Origin of the sequence: Pedobacter jeongneungensis (assembly GCF_000633455.1) — a bacterium.
Classification (GTDB): Bacteria; Bacteroidota; Bacteroidia; order Sphingobacteriales; family Sphingobacteriaceae; genus Pedobacter; species Pedobacter jeongneungensis_A.
Genome location: NZ_AYMG01000010.1, coordinates 340,853 through 363,151, shown reverse-complemented (window position 1 = coordinate 363,151; position 22,299 = coordinate 340,853). Strand labels below are relative to the sequence as shown.

The 22,299-nt window shown below is 38.1% G+C and carries 22 protein-coding genes; 5 read left to right on the top strand and 17 right to left on the bottom strand.

Annotated features, from left to right (window positions below; genetic code table 11):
* Positions 1-22 precede the first annotated feature (22 nt).
* The 4 genes from miaA to U859_RS0109995 form a co-directional block, all read right to left on the bottom strand.
* On the bottom strand, positions 23-940 hold the full coding sequence (gene miaA / locus U859_RS0110010) for a tRNA (adenosine(37)-N6)-dimethylallyltransferase MiaA (RefSeq protein ID WP_025143247.1): 918 nt from the start codon (positions 938-940) through the stop codon (positions 23-25).
* A gap of 75 nt (positions 941-1,015) precedes the next feature.
* Positions 1,016-1,666, bottom strand: coding sequence for an IS1096 element passenger TnpR family protein (locus tag U859_RS0110005; protein ID WP_025143246.1), 651 nt, complete (start codon positions 1,664-1,666; stop codon positions 1,016-1,018).
* A 99-nt stretch (positions 1,667-1,765) separates the two neighbouring features.
* Positions 1,766-3,220 carry a CCA tRNA nucleotidyltransferase gene (locus U859_RS0110000; protein ID WP_025143245.1) on the bottom strand — a complete coding sequence of 485 codons (1,455 nt, stop codon included), beginning with the start codon at positions 3,218-3,220 and terminating at the stop codon, positions 1,766-1,768.
* Between the two features lie 90 nt (positions 3,221-3,310).
* Complete coding sequence (locus tag U859_RS0109995) at positions 3,311-3,877, bottom strand: L-threonylcarbamoyladenylate synthase (RefSeq protein WP_025143244.1); 567 nt, start codon at positions 3,875-3,877, stop codon at positions 3,311-3,313.
* Positions 3,878-4,083: 206 nt separating this feature from the next.
* Between U859_RS0109995 and U859_RS0109990 the strand changes: the two genes are divergently transcribed.
* Both U859_RS0109990 and U859_RS0109985 read left to right on the top strand, forming a co-directional pair.
* Entirely contained in the window at positions 4,084-4,635 is a 552-nt protein-coding gene (locus U859_RS0109990) for a DUF4136 domain-containing protein (RefSeq protein ID WP_025143243.1), read from the top strand.
* Between the two features lie 177 nt (positions 4,636-4,812).
* On the top strand, positions 4,813-5,364 hold the full coding sequence (locus U859_RS0109985; protein ID WP_025143242.1) for a DUF4136 domain-containing protein: 552 nt from the start codon (positions 4,813-4,815) through the stop codon (positions 5,362-5,364).
* Positions 5,365-5,669: 305 nt separating this feature from the next.
* Here U859_RS0109985 and U859_RS0109980 read toward each other — a convergent pair whose 3' ends face one another.
* Both U859_RS0109980 and U859_RS0109975 read right to left on the bottom strand, forming a co-directional pair.
* Positions 5,670-6,779, bottom strand: coding sequence for a glycosyltransferase family 4 protein (locus U859_RS0109980; RefSeq protein WP_025143241.1), 1,110 nt, complete (start codon positions 6,777-6,779; stop codon positions 5,670-5,672).
* A gap of 61 nt (positions 6,780-6,840) precedes the next feature.
* Complete coding sequence (locus tag U859_RS0109975) at positions 6,841-7,659, bottom strand: 2,3,4,5-tetrahydropyridine-2,6-dicarboxylate N-succinyltransferase (RefSeq protein WP_025143240.1); 819 nt, start codon at positions 7,657-7,659, stop codon at positions 6,841-6,843.
* A 204-nt stretch (positions 7,660-7,863) separates the two neighbouring features.
* On the opposite strand from U859_RS0109975, the gene U859_RS0109970 reads away from it, so the two are divergent.
* Positions 7,864-8,262: an RNA-binding S4 domain-containing protein gene (locus U859_RS0109970; protein WP_025143239.1), complete on the top strand. Its 399-nt coding sequence runs from the start codon at positions 7,864-7,866 to the stop codon at positions 8,260-8,262.
* 74 nt (positions 8,263-8,336) lie between these two features.
* Here the strand turns inward: U859_RS0109970 and U859_RS0109965 are convergent, their stop codons facing one another.
* Positions 8,337-9,110, bottom strand: a complete 774-nt coding sequence (locus tag U859_RS0109965; protein WP_025143238.1) for an EcsC family protein — start codon at positions 9,108-9,110, stop codon at positions 8,337-8,339.
* A 109-nt stretch (positions 9,111-9,219) separates the two neighbouring features.
* Here U859_RS0109965 and U859_RS0109960 point away from each other — a divergent pair, with 109 nt between their 5' ends.
* Positions 9,220-11,145, top strand: a complete 1,926-nt coding sequence (locus U859_RS0109960; RefSeq protein ID WP_025143237.1) for a redoxin domain-containing protein — start codon at positions 9,220-9,222, stop codon at positions 11,143-11,145.
* A gap of 51 nt (positions 11,146-11,196) precedes the next feature.
* On the opposite strand, the gene U859_RS0109955 is transcribed toward U859_RS0109960, so the two are convergent.
* Positions 11,197-11,673, bottom strand: a complete 477-nt coding sequence (locus tag U859_RS0109955; RefSeq protein WP_025143236.1) for a nucleoside deaminase — start codon at positions 11,671-11,673, stop codon at positions 11,197-11,199.
* A gap of 104 nt (positions 11,674-11,777) precedes the next feature.
* The gene (locus tag U859_RS0109950) at positions 11,778-12,374 is read right to left on the bottom strand and encodes an OmpH family outer membrane protein (RefSeq protein WP_025143235.1); all 597 of its coding nucleotides are present in this window, start codon (positions 12,372-12,374) and stop codon (positions 11,778-11,780) included.
* Between the two features lie 719 nt (positions 12,375-13,093).
* Here U859_RS0109950 and gyrB point away from each other — a divergent pair.
* Positions 13,094-15,052: a DNA topoisomerase (ATP-hydrolyzing) subunit B gene (gene gyrB, locus U859_RS0109940; protein WP_025143233.1), complete on the top strand. Its 1,959-nt coding sequence runs from the start codon at positions 13,094-13,096 to the stop codon at positions 15,050-15,052.
* Positions 15,053-15,475: 423 nt separating this feature from the next.
* Here gyrB and U859_RS0109935 read toward each other — a convergent pair whose 3' ends face one another.
* From U859_RS0109935 to mdh, 8 genes are all read right to left on the bottom strand, one after another.
* Positions 15,476-16,402 (bottom strand): bestrophin family protein, encoded by a 927-nt coding sequence (locus U859_RS0109935; protein WP_025143232.1) that lies wholly within the window; start codon positions 16,400-16,402, stop codon positions 15,476-15,478.
* A gap of 27 nt (positions 16,403-16,429) precedes the next feature.
* On the bottom strand, positions 16,430-16,927 hold the full coding sequence (locus tag U859_RS0109930) for a hypothetical protein (RefSeq protein ID WP_025143231.1): 498 nt from the start codon (positions 16,925-16,927) through the stop codon (positions 16,430-16,432).
* A gap of 224 nt (positions 16,928-17,151) precedes the next feature.
* Positions 17,152-18,504, bottom strand: coding sequence for a sensor histidine kinase (locus U859_RS0109925; RefSeq protein ID WP_025143230.1), 1,353 nt, complete (start codon positions 18,502-18,504; stop codon positions 17,152-17,154).
* Positions 18,505-19,182: a response regulator transcription factor gene (locus U859_RS0109920; RefSeq protein WP_025143229.1), complete on the bottom strand. Its 678-nt coding sequence runs from the start codon at positions 19,180-19,182 to the stop codon at positions 18,505-18,507.
* 484 nt (positions 19,183-19,666) lie between these two features.
* Positions 19,667-20,203 (bottom strand): SRPBCC family protein, encoded by a 537-nt coding sequence (locus tag U859_RS0109915; RefSeq protein ID WP_025143228.1) that lies wholly within the window; start codon positions 20,201-20,203, stop codon positions 19,667-19,669.
* Positions 20,204-20,267: 64 nt separating this feature from the next.
* Complete coding sequence (locus U859_RS0109910; protein WP_025143227.1) at positions 20,268-20,663, bottom strand: group III truncated hemoglobin; 396 nt, start codon at positions 20,661-20,663, stop codon at positions 20,268-20,270.
* 6 nt (positions 20,664-20,669) lie between these two features.
* Positions 20,670-21,095 (bottom strand): aspartyl protease family protein, encoded by a 426-nt coding sequence (locus U859_RS0109905; RefSeq protein WP_025143226.1) that lies wholly within the window; start codon positions 21,093-21,095, stop codon positions 20,670-20,672.
* 209 nt (positions 21,096-21,304) lie between these two features.
* Positions 21,305-22,243 carry a malate dehydrogenase gene (gene mdh / locus U859_RS0109900; protein ID WP_025143225.1) on the bottom strand — a complete coding sequence of 313 codons (939 nt, stop codon included), beginning with the start codon at positions 22,241-22,243 and terminating at the stop codon, positions 21,305-21,307.
* Positions 22,244-22,299 lie beyond the last annotated feature (56 nt).

The following is a 22,299-nucleotide window of genomic DNA, read 5'->3' as shown; positions in this document are numbered from 1 at the left end:
AAAATGACGTTTTTGTAGTTTTTTACTTACTATTTGTGATGTTCGCACTGATATAGTTTATCACCTTCTTGCTTTCATCAGGCTCAAACCAGTTAATCTCCTCATCTCTTCTAAACCAGGTAAGCTGGCGTTTTGCAAAGCGACGGGTATTCTGTTTAATAGCAGCTATAGCCTCCTCTAATGATAACTTCCCATCAAAATAATCGAAAATTTCACTGTATCCGACGGTATTTAAAGCATTATACTGTTTAAAAGGTGTTAAAGACTTCACTTCTTCCAATAATCCATTGGCAATCATTTGATCAACCCTTTGGTTTATTCTATTGTATAAAATGGCCCTATCCGTATTTAGTCCGATTTTGATAATGTTAAAAGGTCTTTCTTTTTTGGTAGCCGATAGCATGGATGAAAGTTTCTGCCCGGTTGAAAGGAAAACTTCCAGGCCTCTGATCATTCTTTGTGGATTTTGCTGATCTACCTTAGCAAAATATTCAGGATCTGATTTAGCCAGTTGATTTTGTATAACAGCTAAACCTTCTTCTTCAAACTGTTTATTTAATTTTTCCCTGATCGATAAATCGATATCAGGCATTTCGTCTAAACCATTTAGTAGGGCATTTACATACAGGCCTGATCCTCCAACCATAATGGCTACATCATGATTTTGAAAGATCTCATCAAGGGTTTTAAGACCTTCTATTTCAAAATCTCCGGTACTGAACAATTGCGATACCGAATGTGAATCGATAAAATGATGTTTTGCTGCTGCTAACTCCTCTGCATCAGGTTTGGCCGTGCCGATGGCCATTTCCTTAAAAAACTGACGCGAATCTGCAGAGATAATCTCTGTGCCAAAATGCCGGGCAATTTGAATAGCCAAAGCCGTTTTGCCTATTGCTGTGGGACCAACAATAGAGATTAAGGTTTTTTTATGGAGCATAGCAGTATTCGTATAAAATAAAAGCTGTCAATTTTTATTTGACAGCTTTTTGAAAATTAAAAATATTATTCCTGATTAATAGTCATCTTTGTGGCTATCATCTTCGAAGTTATCACTGTCCGAAAATTCATCTCCAAATTCATCTTCTTCACTTTCCTCATCTTCATCTCTTTCTTCCTCGTTGATGCCCATTTCTCCCATGGCTTCCAGTTCATCTGTATCTTCCGGTACAAAATTCATTTCATTTAAGAAATCAAATTCACTTGCGGTTGCACCAACAGCTACACCTGGATCGGTAATAGGCGCATTGCTGCTTTCGAAAATTTTAGGTGCTTCGCCACTGCTTTTGGCCAAAAATGGATATTCGATATTAGGATCGGCATCCAAGATTATTTTTACAAGCTCAACATGAAAATCGTACGGACGGTCAAAATTATAGATATAGTAAAACTTTTGGTGCGGATCTTCAATAAAGCCACTCAATTTAGAGTTTTCCATTAAAACTACACGGTCTTTTTTACGTTCATTTGGTAAATAAGCAATTTCATCCCCTTTTAACCAGTTATCAGTGCTTACGTAAAAAGACGAAGATTTTTCGGCATTATAACCTGTAGATCGGTGAATGGCCTTGTGCAGGTCTTCAAATGTTTGGTTTGATTTAATGTCGATCTCTCTCACAACATCATCAAAATCTTCGAAAGTAATTCTAAATTTATAAATAGCCATTATTGTATTTTGGAACCGTAAAAATAAAGTTAATTTATAATTACCACAAACATCAGGCACCATAAAAGGTACGTTAATTTTGGAGTTAGGGCAATTAAATTATTTATTAACAGGATTTAATCCCATTTGTTTTGCCTGATCGAGCATAAAATTGAATGCTTCCTGATAATCGTTTGTGATTTCGCCCTCTAGTATAGCCTCGCGGATAGCATTTTTAATCATGCCGACTTCTTTACCCGCTTCAAGTCCGAAAGTTTCCATAATATCGTTACCGGAGATAGGGGGTTGCCAGTTTCTGATTTTATCGCGTTCTTCCACATCTTTCAGCTTTTGTTTTACCAGCTCAAAGTTGTTTCTGTATTTTGTTTTTTTGTATTCGTTTTTTGTGGTTACATCGGCATTGCAAAGTAACATCAGGCTTTCAATTTCTTCACCTGCATCAAAAAGTAATCTTCTAACGGCCGAATCGGTTACAATTTCCTGTGCAAGCACAATTGGCCTTAAATGAAGCTGTACCAGTTTTTGCACATATTTCATTTTTTCATTTAAAGGAAGTTTTAATTGCGAAAATATTTTCGGGACCATGCGTGCACCACGATCCTCATGTCCGTGAAAGGTCCAGCCATGGCCCTCCTCAAAACGTTTGGTTGCCGGTTTGGCAATATCGTGTAAAATAGCTGCCCAGCGTAACCATAAGTCATCGGTATCTGCACAAATGTTATCCAGTACCTCTAAAGTATGGTAGAAATTATCTTTATGACCTTTCCCTTTAATGATCTCCACGCCATAGAGCTGTGCCATTTGAGGGAAAATAAGGTGCAATAAACCCGTATCGAAAAGGTGCTTAAAACCCACCGATGGTTTTTTAGATAGGATGATTTTATTCATCTCATCGGTAATACGCTCTTTTGATACAATGCTGATGCGTTGTTTTTGTGTTTTAATGGCATGAAGTGCTGCCGGATCGATATCGAAATTAAGTTGTGAGGCAAATCTGATGGCCCGCATCATGCGTAACGGATCATCAGAAAAAGTAATTTCCGGATCGAGCGGCGTACGGATCAGTTTATTCTCTAAATCTTTAACGCCATCAAAGGGATCTAAAAGTTCGCCAAAATGATCGGCATTTAAATTAATGGCCAGGGCGTTGATGGTAAAATCCCTGCGGAGCTGGTCGTCTTCTAAAGTGCCATCTTCAACAATGGGTTTGCGCGAATCTGACCGGTATGATTCTTTTCTAGCACCTACAAACTCGACTTCTAAATCCTGATGTTTGATGTTTGCCGTACCAAAATTCTTAAATACAGCCACTTTTGTTCCTAATTTTCTGCCTACAGCTTCCGCATATTCGATTCCACTGCCTACCACCACCACATCAATATCTTTTGATGGGCGGTTTAAAAATAAATCGCGAACGAAGCCGCCGATTACATAAGCTTCGGTATTGTTCTTATCTGCTATTGTTGATAAGGTTTTAAATATAGGGTTTTGTAGGTGAACCCCTAAATCCCCTGAAAGGGACTTGGGGTTCCCTTCGTTTAAATCAGACTGCATATATAAGGGTAATTCAATTGTTCAAAATTAAGCAAAACATTTGGTCGGTAAAGACTACCTGGAATTAAAAGCCCCTCAAGGGGTTGGGATTTATCTGCGGATAAACTCAAACTGCCCGCCCGGAGAAAGTTTCATAATGGTTGATGGTTTTCTGCTGGTTCGGTTTTCCTGCTCAAAATCTACTACGTAATCAACTGCATCAAGAATAGCCGGATCAATATCATCAAAGAATTTTGGCGAAGGCTGTCCGCTTAAATTTGCAGAGGTTGATACGATAGGTTTCCGGAAACGCTGAATTAAAGGGGTGCAAAAATCGTGTTTAACAATCCTGATGCCCACACTGCCATCGGAATTGATTACATTTTGGGCCAGGTTTTTTGCATCCGAAAAAATAATAGTCAGCGGATTTTCGGCATATTCGATCAGATCGTAAGCCACATCGGGTATTTCGGCAACATAACTTTGCAATTTGCTGTCTACATCCAATAAAACAATTAGGCTTTTTTCGGCGGGACGGTTTTTTATTTTAAGCACTTTATCTACGGCTTCAGGATTGGTGGCATCGCAGCCTATGCCCCAAATGGTGTCGGTAGGATAGAGGATCACCCCGCCTGATTTTAATACTTCAAAAGCTTTGTTAATCTCATCTCTTAGCATTTTACAAAGTTAATTTATTAAGAGGAAGTTAAATAATCTTAATGTGTATTTCCTATCCTGTCAGATATTTCTATCTGACACTCATAAATATAGATAAAGGAATTTTTATGTTCGTAACATATTCTTTATCTTTTATTTACCTCAACTGATGTGATTTAATACAATAAACTAGTATTTTAGTAATAGGTTATTAAATAAAACATAAAATGAAACACACACTTAAATGGGGTATGCTGTTTACTATTGTAATGGCATTTACCGGTTGTATTTCTGTGCTTACTGCATCAGATTACGACAGAAAAATCGATTTTTCCAAATTAAAATCCTTTGCCTACTTCGAAAAGGGAATTGAAAGGTTAGAACTGAACAATCTCGACAAACCGCGGATGTTGAATGCCGTTGAAAGTGCGATGATAAAAAGAGGTTTCGATAAAACAGATCGGCCAGATTTTTTAATCAATATTGCGGTGTTGAGCAGCATTAAAGCCAGGGCCGATTGGGGTTACAGCGGAGGAGGTTATCAATGGGATGCAACTTCATCTTCATATCAATGGAGAGATTCGCAATTCGGTCCGCTCAATACCAGCAAACAATATCAAACGGGTACCATTATCATTGATTTTTTGAATCCTGAGACCAAAGCCATTATGTGGCATGGGGTAGGATCGGGTTTTAATTTTGATGATTATGAGAATAGAGAGGAAAGGATAAATTCGGCTGTAAAGCAAATCTTATCAGAATATCCGCCAATTTACTAATCGATCGATTTAATCCAATTGTAAAATATTTAGTCTGAGTGATATAACGTCAAAACATAATCAAATAGAAATCGTTGTACAGATAACAATCTGATTGTAAAAAATGTTAAATGATTTGCCATTTGGTTCCCAAAATCGTTATATTTATGTCAGGTTATTTATACAACAGCGCACAAAATGAGAACAACACAAAAATTACTAATGCTTTTTACAGTGGTATTGGCATTAGCAGGATGTACAACACTCCGCACCGCATCAGATTATGATAAAAATGTTGATTTAAGCGGTTACAAAACTTATAATTTTTACGATAAAGGCATAGAGCGGGTTAAATTGAATAACCTTGATAAGCGCAGGCTTTTGGCTGCTGTAGAGGCAGAAATGAATGCTAAAGGATTTACCAAATCAGCAAAACCTGATTTATTGGTGAATTTGGTAGTAGTGGCCAGAGAAAAAACTGATGTTTACGGCCCAGGTTACTACGGTGGCTGGGGTTGGGGCTGGGGTGGCTGGCGAGGTGGCTGGGGCGGCGGCGGAACCTACGTTAACCAGTATATTGATGGTACCATTATCATCGATTTTCTTGATCCGGCTAAAAAGATTTTATTCTGGCACGGACAGGGATCAGGTTTTAACCTCGATAACTTTAATAAAAGAGAACAACGTTTGTACACCGGCGTAAAAGAAATATTGGCGCAATACCCACCAAATGTTACTGCTGCTAAATAAGTTGTAAATATTAAATTAAGATAACAAGAGGGCCGTTGAATTTTAAATAAATTCCGGCCCTTTTTCTTTTGTGGTTTTTTAGCTAATATTCCTTATTACTACTACAGTCTGCACCAATTTAAGCCTGACATTCGCGGAAAGCCCGGAATCCGATCCTTCATCGGATGAGGACTTGCAGCATTGGCAGGACTAACGTTTAATAGCAACACCAACCTTGCTTTTCAAATATAAAAGCTAAATTTCTGTAAATCGACCTGAGTAAATTACACATTCAGAGGATATGAATGCGAATAAAAGATAACTTACTAAAGTGTTAAATAGCAATCCATTAATTGCTGTGTAACAAGAGAACTGTTAAATTTTTGAACAAATTCCAATCCTTTTTCCTTCATCTCTTTTTGCAGCTGAGGATTTTCCAGAATTTGATTAATGGCTTTTGCAAGTCCGCTGGCATCATTTGGCGAAATATATAAGCTATCTGGTCCGCCGGCTTCTTCTAAGCAGGAACCTGTTGCCGCAACCACCGGAATGCCCGAATATAAGGCTTCGATAATAGGAATGCCAAAACCTTCGTAAAATGACGGATATATAAAAACACTGGCCATCTGGTAAATACCTGGCAGATCGGCAAAGGGAATATTTTTTAGAAATACGATCCTGTTCTTTAAGCCAAGTTTTTCAATTTCTTTCTCTACAGTTTTAAAGTAAGCTGTTTGTTTGCCAATTACCACCAACTTATGTTCATCACTAACCTCTTTTAAAGCCTGTACAGCCAATTTAAGGTTTTTGCGTTCTTCAATGGTTCCAACATTCAGGATGTATTTTTCAGGCAGTTTATAGGTTGCTTTTATGCAACTTAATGTTGCTGCAGCGAATGGGGTTTTAAAACTATCATCACAACTTTGGTAAATCACTTCGATTTTTTCAGCACTGATCCCGTATAAATCAATAATATCTTCCTTTGTTTTCTCGCTGATGGCAATAATTTTATTTGCCCTTTTACAGGCCGATTTGCTTTTCCATGCGTATAATTTCCGGTCGATAAATTTATAGTATTGAGGAAAACGAAGGAAAATCAAATCATGAATGGTAACAATGGATTTGATGCGGGTATGCTGTATGGCTAATGGAATTTCGTGACTAAGGCCATGATAAATCTTAACCTCATCACGCACAAGGTCTTTTAAGATGTTTAGGCTCCGCCACAGAAAATTTCCGTTTTGGGGTAATTTTAGTTCGATATTTTCTTTTTCAAGAAAGGCATCGATCTGTTTGGCTGCTTTTACTTTTGGAGAATATACCAGATAACGATTTTGGGGAAACTGATTCGCCAGATGTTCAATTAACGACCGGCTGTAATTGCCCAATCCGGTTAAGTTATTCGCGGCACGCTTGCCATCGTATCCTATTTTCATTGTTGTAAAGTTGCAGGTTGGAATGTTGCAACGTTTGAATATTCCAACCTTTCAACAAATTTTATACGGCTACATTATTTTCTCTCAACGCATCGTTAAGTGAAGTTTTCTTATCTGTACTTTCTTTACGTTTTCCGATAATTAAAGCACAAGGAACCTGATATTCTCCGGCAGGGAATTTTTTAGTGTAACTGCCAGGAATTACTACCGAACGTGCAGGAACAATACCTTTATATTCTACTGGGGTTGGACCAGTTACATCAATAATTTTTGTCGATGCCGTTAATACCACATTGGCACCTAAAACAACTTCTTTCTCTAGTTTAACACCTTCAACAACTATCGCTCTCGAACCCAAAAAGCAATCATCTTCGATAATAACCGGAGCAGCTTGTACAGGTTCTAAAACACCACCAATACCCACACCACCACTTAAGTGAACGCGTTTACCAATTTGTGCACAAGAACCAACAGTAGCCCAGGTATCAACCATTGTACCTTCATCAACATAAGCACCGATGTTTACGTACGAAGGCATCATGATTACACCTTTTGCCAAAAACGAACCGTAACGTGCGCTTGCCATAGGCACAACACGTACACCAGTTGCTTTATAGTCAGTTTTTAATTCCATTTTATCGTGGTAAACAAAAGGACCACTTTTAATTTCTTTCATCTCGCGAATCGGGAAATATAAAATTACCGCCTTTTTTACCCATTCATTAATGCCCCAAGAGTTTAAAACTGGTTCAGCAACGCGGATTTCGCCTTTATCTAAACCCTGAATTACGGTTTCGATGGCTTCGCAATAGTTGCTATATTGTAAAAGGGTTCTGTCTTCCCAGGCGGCTTCAATTAATTTCTTTAAATCTGAATACATGATGTTTTTAAATTTTACGCAAAATAAATCAATTTTTGTTTATTAAAGGGCTAATTGTTTAAATTGTTTTGTAGTTAGGTTAGTGCAAAAGATTGTTGAATTGTTCGATTGTTCAGGTTGCTGGCCTTAACGGGTTTAAATGATGAGAATGATTTAACAATAAAGCAATAAAACAATTTAACAATTCTTTACTTTTGAAGCTTTATGACAGAGATAGAAAAACTTAGGATAGATAAATATTTATGGGCGATCAGGTTGTTTAAAACCCGAAGCCTTGCTACTGATGCCTGCAAAGCCGGAAGGGTGAAGTTGAAAGGCCAGAATATTAAACCATCGGCTATTGTAAAAGTTGGGGAGGTTTATCAGGTATCAAAAGGGATAGAGAAGAAAATTATAGAGGTGGTAGAACTTTCGTATAACAGAACTGATTCACCTACTGCCCTAACAAAATATAAAGATTTAACACCTGTTGAGGATACCCACGCCTTTAAATCGATGTTCCATGCGCCTAGCTTAAAACGCGATAGGGGTACAGGGCGTCCGACCAAAAAAGACCGTCGCGAAACAGATGATTTAATTGGGGGAATGTTTGAAGAGGAATAGTTGTTAGTCCAAAGTCTTGAGTCCAAAGTCGGTAGTCTGTTCTACTTATGCCTATAGACTCAAAACTAAAATACTCAATTCCCTTTCTCAAGTCGGAAATCGCTAGTCGACTCATGACTCAAGACTATAGATTGAAGACTAAAATGCCTCATTCTATAACTCATTATAGCAGTTTTACCCAGTTTTTCAATCAGTTTATAATTTGCAACGGCTCCTACTGCTGCGCCAACAAAAGGAAGCATTTGAGCAAGTTTTGCCAGGTCGATGTAATCGCGGTATTGCTGCTGAAAGGTAAGCCAATCAAATTCATCAATGTTGGTAGGTAACAGATGTGCTTTATCATCCCAGTTCTGCATTTTAAAAAACACATTCTGGCTTTCTTCTTTGCTCGAAAATGCCAGTTGGAAAATGTGTAAAATGTATAAACGCTCGCGGTAATCTTTCACATCGTATCCGTACACCGCGGCAATATCAAAAAGCATCTTCATTTTTATGCCCAGTAATAAAGGGAAATCAGCAAGACTCATTAAAAAACCTCCGGCACCTGTAATCCCACCCTCCGCAGCGCCCGTTTTTTTATAATTATCGATTTTTTGCTTCACCAACGCTTCGCGGTGTAATAAGGTTAAATCGGTAATGGGTTTAGATGTAGTAAATGTTGAGCCAAAAAGTACAGCCTTCACCATTTGTTTAATGGCAGTTGTAATGGCATTATGGACCTTATCAGGAATGTAGCTGTTTATTTTCTTCTGAACTTTGTCTGTCACTTTATTAAAAAGAGAAGGTTTCTGTAAGGTTTTAAACTTCCAGAAATCCAATTCACTATTTATTTTTTGTTCGTAAGTCATGCTTATTTACTGCAATAATTATTCCTTAAAATTTAACACAAATTAACTATGAAAAAAGAATAATAAACTATATATTTAGTTTACCTAATTAAAACTTAATCCTTTCATTATGAAAACCTTAAAATTGTTCTGTTTACTGGTATTGGCTGCGGGAGCTGCTAATGCTCAAGGGGTAAAGTTTTCTGCTGATAAACCTGCGGCAGGAAGTACCGTTAAATTTACCTATGATCCAAAAGGAACCAATCTGGAAAATCTGGCTGATGTAAAATGTGCCAGTTATACTTTTTTTTCGAAAACCAATCCAAAAAATTCTAAAATAGAACTCGTTAAAGACGGTTCGGTTTATAAAGGAGAAATTTCCACTCCAGATAGTGTTACCATAGTTGGACTTGCTTTTTCGGTTGGCGATCAGAAAGATGAAGCGCCTGCGGGTTACGTGCTTGAATTTACCAAAGGTGGAAAAGTACCGGCTGAAGCCTATCTTAACGAAGCCTTTTTATACGGATTGGCCGGTAATTACTACCTCGGACTTACCCTGGATCCTGAAAAAGCTGTTGCTTCGTATAAACAAGCTTTTGCCCTAAAGCCCGAACTGAAAAAGAAAAACCTAAATCAATACCTGTCGCTAGAGTACAAAGCTGATAAGGATAATGGAACAAAGCTGATCAACGAGAATATTTCGGCCTTATCTAAATTAAAAGAACCTAAAGAAGAAGATTTGAGCACTGTTATTGGGCTATATTCATTGTTAAAGAAAAAAACACAGGCCGATTCAGTTAAAGCTATTGTGCTTAAAAAATATCCTACTGGAAATTACGCCTGGAATGATGGGATGAATGCCCTTTACGGCACAAAAGATTTTGCTGCGCAAACACAAAAAGCGGAAGAATTAATCACAAGATTTAAACTCGATCAAAGTAAAAAGGCTGATGCTAGCAAACTTAATGCAGTTTATGGCATTTTGGCAAATAGTGCAGTAAAAGCTAAGGATCTGGATAAATTTCAGCTTTATGCAGGGAAAGTAACCGATAAAATGACAAGGGCAAGCCTTTATAACAATAGTTTTGCCTGGCCAGCTGCCGAGAAAAAAGAAAATGTAGACTTAGCTGCCCAACTTTCTAAGCAGTCGCTGGAACTTATAGAAGCATCAAGAAATGATGAGATGCCAACATATTACAACAGCAAAGAAGATTACCTCAAATATTTAGATGGTGCTTATGGTATGTATGCTGATACTTATGCTTTATTGCTTTATCACCAGGGTAAATTTAAAGAAGCATTGACCACACAGGAGAAAGCCATACCTATGTATGCAAGTGTTCCTCCTGATGTATCAACCCGCTACATTACCTACCTGATTAAAGATGGGCAAAATGATAAAGCTTATATTGAAGCTGAAAAATTAATTAAAGATGGTAAAGCAACGGATTCTTTAAAAGCTGATTTTAAAAGGCTTTATGCCACTTTAAAGAAAGAAGGAACTTACGAAACCTATATTGCCAATTTAGAAAAAGCAGCTTTAGAAAAAGAAAGAGCAGAATGGACCAAAAAAATGATCAGTATCCCCGCGCCTGCGTTTTCTTTAACCAATCTTAAAGGCGAAAAAATAAGCTTAGCCAGCTTAAAAGGGAAAATTGTGATTTTAGATTATTGGGCAACATGGTGCGGCCCTTGTGTAGCCTCTTTTCCGGGTATGCAAAAAGCCATGGCGAAATATTCGGCTAATCCTAATGTAGTGTTTTTGTTTGTAAATACCTGGCAAAATGAGGATAACAGAGAAAAAGTGGTTACCGATTTTATTGCCGAAAAGAAATACAATTTTAACGTGCTTTACGATACTAAAAATGCAAAAGATCCCTCAAAATTTGATGTAGTAAGCGCCTATAAAGTGGATGGAATTCCAACCAAGTTCGTAATCGATGGTGATGGAAATATCAGGTTTAAAGCCGTGGGTTTTTCAGGCTCTGATGATGGTGTGGTGAAAGAAATAGATTCGATGATCAGTTTGTTGGCTCCTAAAGAATCGAGTAAATAAACCTCTCAATTTAATGATAAAAGGTGCTGATTAAACAGCACCTTTTTTCGTTTAATAATCTATCCGCATTGCAGAAGTTTCCCATAATTTAAAAGCCGACAAGGCCTCATCCCGCATCATTTGGATTACCGGAAGGCTCCTTTTTTCCATCGGTTTATCTAACTCTTCATAAATAAACTTATCGCTAAAACCAATATTTTCGGCATCTGCCTTAGTATTAGCATAATAAATAGTGTTAATTTTTGCCCAATAAATAGCACCCAGGCACATAGGGCAAGGCTCACAACTGGTATAAATTACGCAGCCACTTAAATCGAAAGTATTCAGCGCCGTGCAGGCTAACCTGATCGCCGAAACTTCTGCATGTGCAGTAGGATCGTTGGTTGATGTTACTTTATTGGCAGATTTGGCAATTAATTTACCATCTTTTACCACCACAGCACCAAAAGGTCCACCTATGCTTTCACTTACATTTTGTACAGATAGGTCAATTGCCATCTGCATATATTCCTGATGTTCATTCTCCATGTTGAATTTATTAATGTATCCTCGCCGTTAAAATTTCCAAAATAACAGCACAAAAAAAATGCCCCGATTTTATGCGGGGCATCCTCATTTAAATATCTTTTAGCTTATTTTTTGCTGTATTCTGCATTTAAGCCTTTAATTACTTCAGATGTTACATCTAAGCTCTCATCAGCAAATAAAATAGTGCTATTACCTTTCGAGTAAGTTAAAACCATTTTATAACCTTTTTCTTTGGCATAACCTTTTAAATATTGAGCAACTTTATCATACAATTTTTCGTTTTCAGTAGCCTGCTCATTTTGTAAAGCACCACCTGCATTTTGTTGATAAGTTTGTAATTCTTGTTGTTTACGTGCTAAACGCTCTTCAGTACTTTTACGTTGGTCGGCAGATAAGGTAGAAGCCGATTGTTGATACTGAGCAACTTCTCTTTGAAAAGCCTGACCTTTAGCCTGCATATCTGCCTGTGCATTTTTGGTCTTTCCTTCAAATTTCACTTTAAGATCTTTAAAGTATTCATATTTCGTAAGTAACGAATCTGAGTTTACATACACAATTTTCTCAGTTGGAGAAACTGCTGCAGTAGTCTCTGTTTTTTTAGTTTCAGTAGTTTTAGTGTCTTTGTTCTGACATGCAGAGAAAGCAGTTATTAAAGTTGCTGTTGCAAGTAAACCAAAGGTTTTAAAGGTTCTTCTTTCCATTATTGTTTAATAAATTTTAGCAAACTTATATAAATTAGTTTTTATATCCAATTTAAAGAAAGGCCTATGCGATACATGTTGCTGCAAATTGGTTTTGCCTTGGGCACTAAGCGTTTAATTTGCCCAACGTTAAATACACATGCTAAAGACTCCATCTAATAGTTGTGTTTTGAAAAGCGAGGATGGTGTTTCAAACGGTTATTAATCCCGCTGTCCGCTTTATTTCATGTTCGCTTCCATCGGGTTTAGGTGGCACGGCAGGGTGCTACTATCTGGGGTTGCAGGGCGGCAATAGCAAATTTTAAAACATCAAACGTTCCTACGGAACGAAAACGCCAATTAAACAATTTGGCGTTTTCTACCCATGAATCGTCCCCAATGGGACGGCCTTTTAAAACAAAACGTCTCGTATGTGACGTATCCCCGGTAGAAAAAAAATGTAATGTTTTTTCGTTCCGGAGGAACGTTTGGTGAATAATCCATTCATATTTACCATTATTTAGGCCGCCTAAACCCAAAATGAATCCCTATGTAAAGTCGGGAGTAATGGAAAGCGGGAGGAGACATGAATTGGAACATAAGTTTTGCTTTCCAAAACCTGATTTAAACCTGTTTTAATCGCTTTAACAGTAATCTCTTAACAGCTCAAAATTTATCCACATATTAGTTTAAATGCCAAAATTTCCGTATTTTTGATACTTATTGTTTTTAATTAAAATATGAGCGAAGAACAGGATTTAAAGTCAAATTATTCGGCAGATAATATACAGGTTTTAGAAGGTTTAGAAGCGGTGCGTAAGCGCCCTTCAATGTATATAGGTGATACTGGTGTTAAAGGTTTACACCATTTGGTTTACGAGGTTGTAGATAACTCGATTGATGAGGCTTTGGCCGGTCATGCAGATACCATCGACGTTCGCATTTTAGAAGGTAACTCCATCAGGGTTGAAGATAACGGTCGTGGTATTCCAACCGGAATCAACACGAAAGAAAACAAATCGGCACTAGAAATCGTAATGACGGTTTTACACGCCGGTGGTAAATTTGATAAAGATACTTACAAGGTTTCGGGTGGTTTACACGGTGTAGGGGTAAGTTGCGTTAACGCATTATCTACCGATTTAAAAGCAGAAGTGCACCGCGAAGGTAAGATCTGGATGCAGGAGTATAAAATTGGCGTTCCACAGTATGATGTTAAAGAAGTTGGAACTACCGATAAACGTGGTACAATTGTAACATTCACTCCGGATGATACCATTTTTACCCAAACTACCGAATACAAATATGATACTTTAGCTGGCCGTTTGCGCGAGTTATCTTTCTTAAATAAAGGGATTAAATTAACATTAACTGATGAGCGTGAGAAACTGGATGACGGTTCTTATTTTTCAGAAACTTTCCATTCAGAAGGTGGTTTAAAAGAGTTTGTTGCCTTTTTAGATGATACCCGTACTTCTATTCTGGCTGAGCCGATTTATATTGAGGGGATTAAAAATGGTGTTCCGGTTGAGCTTGCTTTCCAGTATAACGATAGTTATTCAGAAAATGTACACTCTTATGTAAATAACATTAATACCCACGAGGGCGGTACACACATTGCCGGTTTCCGTAGGGGGTTAACCCGTACTTTAAAAAACTATGCCGATAAGGAAGGTTTGTTAAAGAATGTAAAAATGGAAATTACCGGTGATGACTTCAGGGAAGGTTTAACCGCAGTGGTTTCGGTAAAAGTACAAGAACCACAATTTGAAGGGCAAACCAAAACCAAACTGGGTAACAGTGAGGTAATGGGATCTGTAGATGTTGCCGTAGGTGAGGCTTTGGGTAATTACCTGGAAGAAAATCCTAAAGAAGCCAAAATGATTATCAATAAGGTAATCTTAGCGGCTACTGCACGTGCCGCGGCACGTAAAGCGCGCGAAATGGTACAGCGTAAGAGTGTAATGGGTGGTTCAGGTTTACCTGGTAAACTGGCCGATTGCTCAGACAGTGATCCGGAAAGATGCGAGATTTACCTGGTTGAGGGTGACTCGGCGGGTGGTACCGCTAAACAAGGCCGCGACAGAAACATTCAGGCCATTTTGCCTTTAAAAGGTAAAATTCTGAACGTAGAAAAAGCGATGGAGCACAAAATTTACGAAAATGATGAGATCAAAAATATGTTTACGGCCATTGGCGTAAGCATTGGTACTCCTGAAGATAATAAAGCATTAAATTTAACGAAACTGCGTTACCACAAGATCGTAATCATGACGGATGCGGATATCGACGGTTCACACATTACCACGTTGATTTTAACCTTCTTCTATCGTTATATGAGGGCTTTAATCGAAGCGGGCTATGTTTATATTGCTTCTCCACCACTTTATCAGGTTAAAAAAGGTAAAGAATTTGAATATTGCTGGAATGATGTGCAACGCGATGCTGCTGTACAACGTTTAAAAGGTGCAGGTAAAGAAGATAGCGTACACATCCAGCGTTATAAAGGTTTAGGTGAGATGAACGCAGAACAATTGTGGGAAACTACTTTAAACCCGGCAACACGTACTTTATTGCAGGCTACTATCGAAAGTGCTGCAGAATGTGATCATACTTTCTCGATGTTGATGGGTGATGAGGTTGCTCCACGCAGAGAATTTATTGAACGTAATGCAAAATATGCAAAAATTGATGCTTAAGCGCTAAATTCCCTAAAGGGACTTTAATATAAGAACCCTCTTCAAGTTAAAAGTCTTGAAGAGGGTTTTTTGTTCTATCTTGGTGTAAGATGTTGCCATCTTACACTATATTGAATTTTCTAGTTTGGATAAATTTAGTTGTAATAAGTCAGATGGTAACATCTGACTTCACCGAGCGGTCGTTTTAAGATTTTATTGTGGTGTCAGCTGTTCCCAACTGACACTGGAGACACGTCGAATTAATTTTTAGAATAGTCAGATGGTAACATCTGACTTCACGATAAAAAACAAAGCCATTCAAATTCGAATGGCTTTTGTCTCATTTATACACTATTGGTCCACAGATTCTTTTTATCCAAAAAGAAAGCTAATGGCATTAACTAACCACCTCAAATTAATGAGATTTATCTTAACGAAGGGCTACTACAAAATGTAGTAAGACCCAACCGGAGCCAGTTCTGTTTGTGGCTTGTCTTCATATATTTTATTGTCATCGAGCATTTGGCAAAGATCGCGCTCAATGGTTCTGCAGATGGTTGTGGTTGGCGTATCCGTAGGTTTATTTTCAAAAGGATCCTGAAGATGAACGGCCATTTTTTCAACCAGTAAAAAGAATGCCGCAATGGCTACCACTAAAGGTACCTCCATGTAACCAAAATATTCAATCAGGCCAAAAGGTAGCAATACAATAAACAAATGGATAGACATGTTGATGTATTTGCTATAAGTAACCGGGAAAACGGTGTTTTTAATCCTTTCCGATCCACCCATGTGGTTACATAAACCAGTAATGGTTTTATCAATTTCTATCTGTTGGTATTTATTGATCCAGCCTTCTTGTAACGCCTTTTTCAAATCCATGGCATGCAACTCCAATATGGTAGCGGTTACATTTTTACGTTTTTTGATAAAAGCAATTTCTTCTGCACTCACGTATTCTTCCAGACCTTTTCGGGCATTAAAACCTCTTAACGATTGACTTAAGGCATAACACCAGGCAATCTGTCTTTTGATAAAACGGGCCTTAAATTCCTCAATTTCATCCAATCCATAAGGATTTTCAACGAAAGACAATATCTGGCGGGAGAGGGTTCTCGAATCGTTAACTATGGCGCCCCAAAGAATCCTCGCCTCCCACCATCTATCGTATGCCTGGTTAGAACGAAAGGCCAGTAAAAGGGAAATAATGGTTCCCAATAATGCCGGCACCGCCACAGGAATTGATATGCGGGTAACATGAAAATTCTCATATAACACCACAATACCTACTGAGTAGCCTATCACAAACAGGAGTTCTTTTTTGATTTTTCCGAATATATAAGTGAGCGGAATATTATTTCGTAACAGCATGATATTAAATTTTTATAGGTGTAATAATTAAGCGTTTGCTTCCTGCAACTGCGCTTCCTGTATTTTGGTATCGATCAGGTTTTCTTTGCTGTGTATTGTTAAGGTATTTAACTGGATCACTTCGCAACCTGCCCGTTCTGTTAAGAATTTGGGATCGATACTGTATTTGTTGATCGGTGTAAAGGAATAGGTTTTTAAGTAGGCAATGCTCGATACATCAAATGCTTCTATAAAGTTTTTGAAGGCAGCTACTGTACTTCCATAAAAATATTCAATGCCTATGGTATTGATCTGATTAGGGTATTTTGTCTTAGCCTGATTTAGCTGCTGATAAAATTCGTCGCTAACATTTTCGTAATCGCGGCTGCGGCGACTAAGCATTAACATATCTGTTATAGAATCTGATAATTTAAATGCGTGTACAAAAATGATATTTAACTTTTCATTTGATTGGTGCTGAACAAGCGCATCGATGATTTTAATGCTTTCTAATTTAAAATCGGTTGGTATTAATACTGTTTTCATGGCTATATCTTGTTTAAATGAACTGAACTATTATTTATACAAGTTTAGCGTGATGTTATTACAGCGAAATAAGAGCGAGATTAGAATGAGATTAGAGTGTACTCCTTTTTAGAATAATTATTGGTTAACTGCTATGTTGGTTAATTGTAGAAACTGGTTAATTGGTTAACTGTACAAATCGTCTAACCACAGTTAACCGATTTAAACGATTAACCAGTTAACCATTAACTTTTCGTAGGCAATAAAACTTTAATTTCTGTACCAACGCCTTCCTGCGATTTGATGGCGATACTTCCCCGGTGCAGACGGATGATATTTAAAGATAGGGGTAAACCAACGCCGTAGCCTTTAAAATCGTTGGTATTTGATGCGCGGTAAAAGGGTTCGAATATGTGCTGGATATCGGTTTGTGGGATCCCGATTCCGCGATCGGTTACGGCGATAGAAAGCATATTGGCATTACTTTCTATGCTGATGCTTACCAAATTTTCATTTGAGTATTTACATGCATTGCTTACAATATTACTGATGGCCAGTTTGATCAGGTTTTTATTAACCCTTAACGAAAGCAATTCTTCATCATCAGGAAGTTTGCTAAAATCAATCTCAATTTTGCTATTGGGATGAACCTGATTAACTGAATCTTTAATTTCCCACAGCAATTCATCCATACGCACTTCTTCCCAAGGCTGGTTTTTGCCGTTAAAACCCGATTGTGCCAATCCCAATAAGCTGGTTAAAATATGTTCGAGCCTTTCGGCCTCATCTTTAATTTTCGATAAAGCTTTCTCCTGTTTCTGCTGGTCATCAATGGTTTTTAAGGCCAGTTCCACCTCGCCACTGATAATGGTTAGGGGTGTTCTTAATTCATGCGAAGCATTGCTAATGAAATTATTCTGCGTTTCGAAAGCGGTTTCCAAACGGTTAAGCATGTTGTTAAAGGTTTGGGCCAATTGCGACATTTCATCGTTCCCTTTTTTTACATCCAACCGCAGGTGTAGATTCTCTGCTTTGATCCTTTTTACACTTTTAATGATATTCCGGAGCGGCATTAACATATAGTTGGAGAATTTCCAGCCTACAACAAATGACAGGATAACAGAAAGGAAAAAACCGATAATCAGGATTCTTTGCAGGTCTTTTAATTCGCGGAAACCAAAAGGATCATTGGCAGAAACCACAACAATGTATTCCTTATCAGCACTTTTAAAAAATTTCCCGGCATAGAAATGATTTTCAACCCTATAACGGGCCATGTAACCGGCTTTAATGCGGTTATAAAAGCTGACTGGTAATTCGCGGTCAACCTTATCAATAGCTTCACCCGCAAGTACTATATATTCTTTTTCAGAAGGTAAGCGCTCCAGGTATTGATTACGCAATTTTGCATAAGCGCTATTGTTGCCATCTTCGTAGAGTTTAATCTGCGCGGCAATGTTAACCCTGGCCTCTAAACGTTTGTAAAAATCTTCAAATGCAAACTCATTGGAGAAATACCAAACAAAACCACTTAAAAGTGAAATGATCACAGCCGATAATATGGCAAAGAGCAAAGTGATTTTTTTTGCGATCTTCATCTATTTTTCCTTCAATATATAACCTAAGCCTACTGCAGTGTGAATGAGTTTCTGATCTGCATTTTTGTCTATTTTTTTGCGGAGGTAATTCACATATACATCAACCACATTGGTGCCGAGGTTAAAGTCGATATCCCAAACATTTTCAAGAATATCGATCCGTGATAAAATTTTTGACCGGTTTTTGGCCATGTATTCTAATAAGCGATATTCTGTTGCGGTAAGTATAATTTCCTGTTGATTCCTTTTTACCGTTTTAGCACTTAAATTGATCTGCAGATCGGCTACGGTAATAATCTGATCCTGAGAAACCACCCCATGGTAACGCCTCAGCAACATTCTGATACGGGCGAAAAGTTCTGCAAATTTAAAAGGTTTAATCAAATAATCATCCGCACCATTATCTAATCCGTTAACCACATTTTCGGTTGTACCTAATGCCGTAAGCATAATAATTGGGGTATTAGGTTTCTGCTCTTTAATGATTTTGCAAAGTTCCAGTCCATTTATTCCGGGTAGCATGATATCGAGGATAATCAGATCGAACTGGTTTTCCATTGCCATCTGTTTTCCTATCGAACCATCAGGAGCAATACTCACGGTAAAGCCCTCATCGTTCAGGCCTCTCGAAATTACGGAAACCACACTCGGTTCATCTTCTACAAGTAATAAATTCATTTGTCAGCAAGTAATCTAAAAAATAGCGAATTACAAAATCTTAATTGATGGTTAGGCGACTTTTAATACTTTTTTAACCCAAAGCCGACATAATTGTTTGATTGACCATCAATTGAAGCAAAAAAAAAGCCTCTCTTTGAGAGGCAGATTATGTTTTTAACCACAGAGGTAACAGAGGAAAGGCACAGAGGGCGCAAAGTTTTTATAGAGCAGAGGTTATCCCGACTGAAGCGGAGTCCCGAATCTGTGGGATCGAAATGGCGCCCGCATAGGAGATACATAATATTTTTCTACACTTTAGCCCCTGACTTCGGAAATAGTCTTTCTGACCAGAGATTTACTTGGGCCCCACTCAGCATGACAAATATTTCTTCAAAAATACTCCGTGTTTTCCGTGTATCCGTGGCTGAAAAATAAAAGTATTTGACTCATGTGTCTTCGACTTCGCTCAGACTGACAATACTATATTACAGCGGCTAAAACTCTAAACCCCTTTCTCCGATTTTTCTTTTAAATATTTCAACCCATCCTCAAAATCTTTTCCGATCATTTTATCCATGCTTACAAAAACACACATCCATTTACTGATCAGGTTATTTTCTCCGCTCATGGTCCAGGTTACCTTATTGCTGGCGCCTTCAGGCTGGATCTCGAATTTTGTATCCGCTAAACTTTCAAAAGGTTCGATAAATTTTAATTCAATATCAACCAGTTTGTTCGGCTCCACACTTTTAATTTTCATATAGCCGCTTCCCGTTTCTTTGCCTTTCCACTCATATAAATGGCCTGGCTGGCCGGCAACGCCACCATAAGTAGTTTTGGCAGTAGGTTCCATTTTTGCCCAGGGGTTCCATTTGTAGAATTCTTTAAAGTCGGCAATGTTCTTGTAAATTACCGTATCAGGGGCGTTAATTACAGTAGATCTGCTTACGGTATAAGTTTTTGGCAAGAAAAAGCCGCCCACAATAATAATTATTGCCAATATGACAATAATGCCAATAAAGATTCTTAGGAATTTCATAATTGATTTAAGTTTGGTTAACTAAATTTATAAAGAAACCAGTTTAAATCAAAACATAATTTTCTTACACGATTTTGATTTTCTGCTGAGGAGAATTGATTTTAAAATGCATCAAATCGGCAATTGATTGCGCTTTTTGTTTAATCAGATTGGCATTTTCGCCTTCAAAAAGATCATCAACAGTATTAAAGAAGATCGTTTTCCAGGTTTCAAATTCTGCGGTATGCAGTGATGTTTTATCATTCAATGCAAAATGGACTAGCATTGGGTTGCCTTTGTAAGTGGCTTTGCCAAAAAGGATGCTTTCCCAAAAATCGTACATCTTTGGCAGGTGATGTGCCCAGTCTACTTTGGCAACATCGGTAAATATCGGGCCGATGGTTTGGTTAAGCGCAACTTTTTTATAAAAGGTATCTACCAAAAAGATAATGTCGTTCCTATCGTTAATGTCCTTTTTCATGATTGGTCACTTATAAAGCCTTAAAACCATTTTATTATAATCTATTACGGCTTTATATTGCATTAAAATATCCCCGCCAATAATGCCCATAATGGGCGGGTGACCGAACTGTTGGTAGGTATCGCTAACCGATTGAAGATCGAAAGCTACAGTTTCGTATGCTTTGATTTTTAAGCTGCCGATTTTTACCTCAGGTATAGTGGCCTGGATGGTGGTTGTGGTAGTAAAAAGAGTGGCCGCATTAATCTCATCTGATACCTGCAGTGTTTCAGCCAGGTGTTGCTCAATTAAAGATTTATCAAATACGCTCCGCGATGCACCGGTATCCAGCACAACAAGATGTTTTTCTTTAAAAACAACAACTTCCAACAATAGGTGAAAGCCGTCGTCCTGTAAATTTATCAGTTTAAGCGGGATTGAAATTGATCTCATTGTTTTTTATGTGCTTTTATGCTTAGGTAAGAAGCTGCTTATAGATCATCATAAATAGATGAATGTAAAAGGACGATCGTCATTCCCGCGCAGGCGGGAATCCTAATGCAATAGGCTTTAAGATTCCCAATCGAGTTGGGAATGACGAATCGAGGAAGGCTATTCTTGTAATTTAATACTTTCGCTAAAAGCTAATTTTCAGAATGGTGTTAAACCAGTTTCATTTCTGCCAGTACACTGTTCATGTTCCTCACCGCATCGGCACTTTTGTTAAATGCTGCCTGCTCATCTTCAGTTAGTTTAAAATCGATGATTTTTTCCCAGCCGCTGCGGCCAATAATTACGGGAACACCTAAACAGATATCTTCCTGTCCGTATTCACCTTCCAGCGAAACGCAGCAGGTAAATAGTTTTTTCTCATCACGTAATATGGCTTCAACCAATGCTGCTCCGGCTGCTCCTGGTGCGTACCAGGCAGAAGTTCCGATCAGTCCGGTTAAAGTAGCACCACCCACCATGGTATCAGCAGCAACTTTATCTAGTGTAGATTTATCGAGTAAATTGCTTACCGGTAAACTTTGATAAGTAGCTAAACGGGTTAACGGGATCATTGTGGTATCGCCATGACCGCCAATTACAAAACCCTGCAAATCGTTCGGATTGCAGTTTAAAGCCTGCGATAAATAAAATTTGAAACGTGAGCTATCTAAGGTTCCACCCATCCCAATGATGCGGTGTTTAGGTAAACCCAATGATTTTAAGGCCAGGTAAGTCATGGTATCCATCGGGTTACTGATTACAATGAAGATGGCTTCCGGAGAGAATTTTAAAATATTTTCGGCAACGCCTTTAACAATACCTGCATTAATGCCGATCAGTTCTTCACGGGTCATCCCCGGTTTACGCGGCAAACCCGAAGTAATAACCACCACATCCGAACCGGCAGTTTTGCTATAATCGCCTGTAACCCCGGTAATTTTGGTGTCGAAGCCCAAAAGGGTAGCCGTTTGCATCATATCGATTGCTTTACCTTCGGCAAAACCTTCTTTAATATCCAATAAAACAAGTTCGTTCGCTAATTCTTTGCGGGCAATATTATCTGCACAAGTGGCACCAACTGCGCCTGCGCCAACAACCGTTACTTTCATATATTATATTTTTAATGGTTTGCAATCGTTAAATATCCATCGAAGGTAGAAATAAA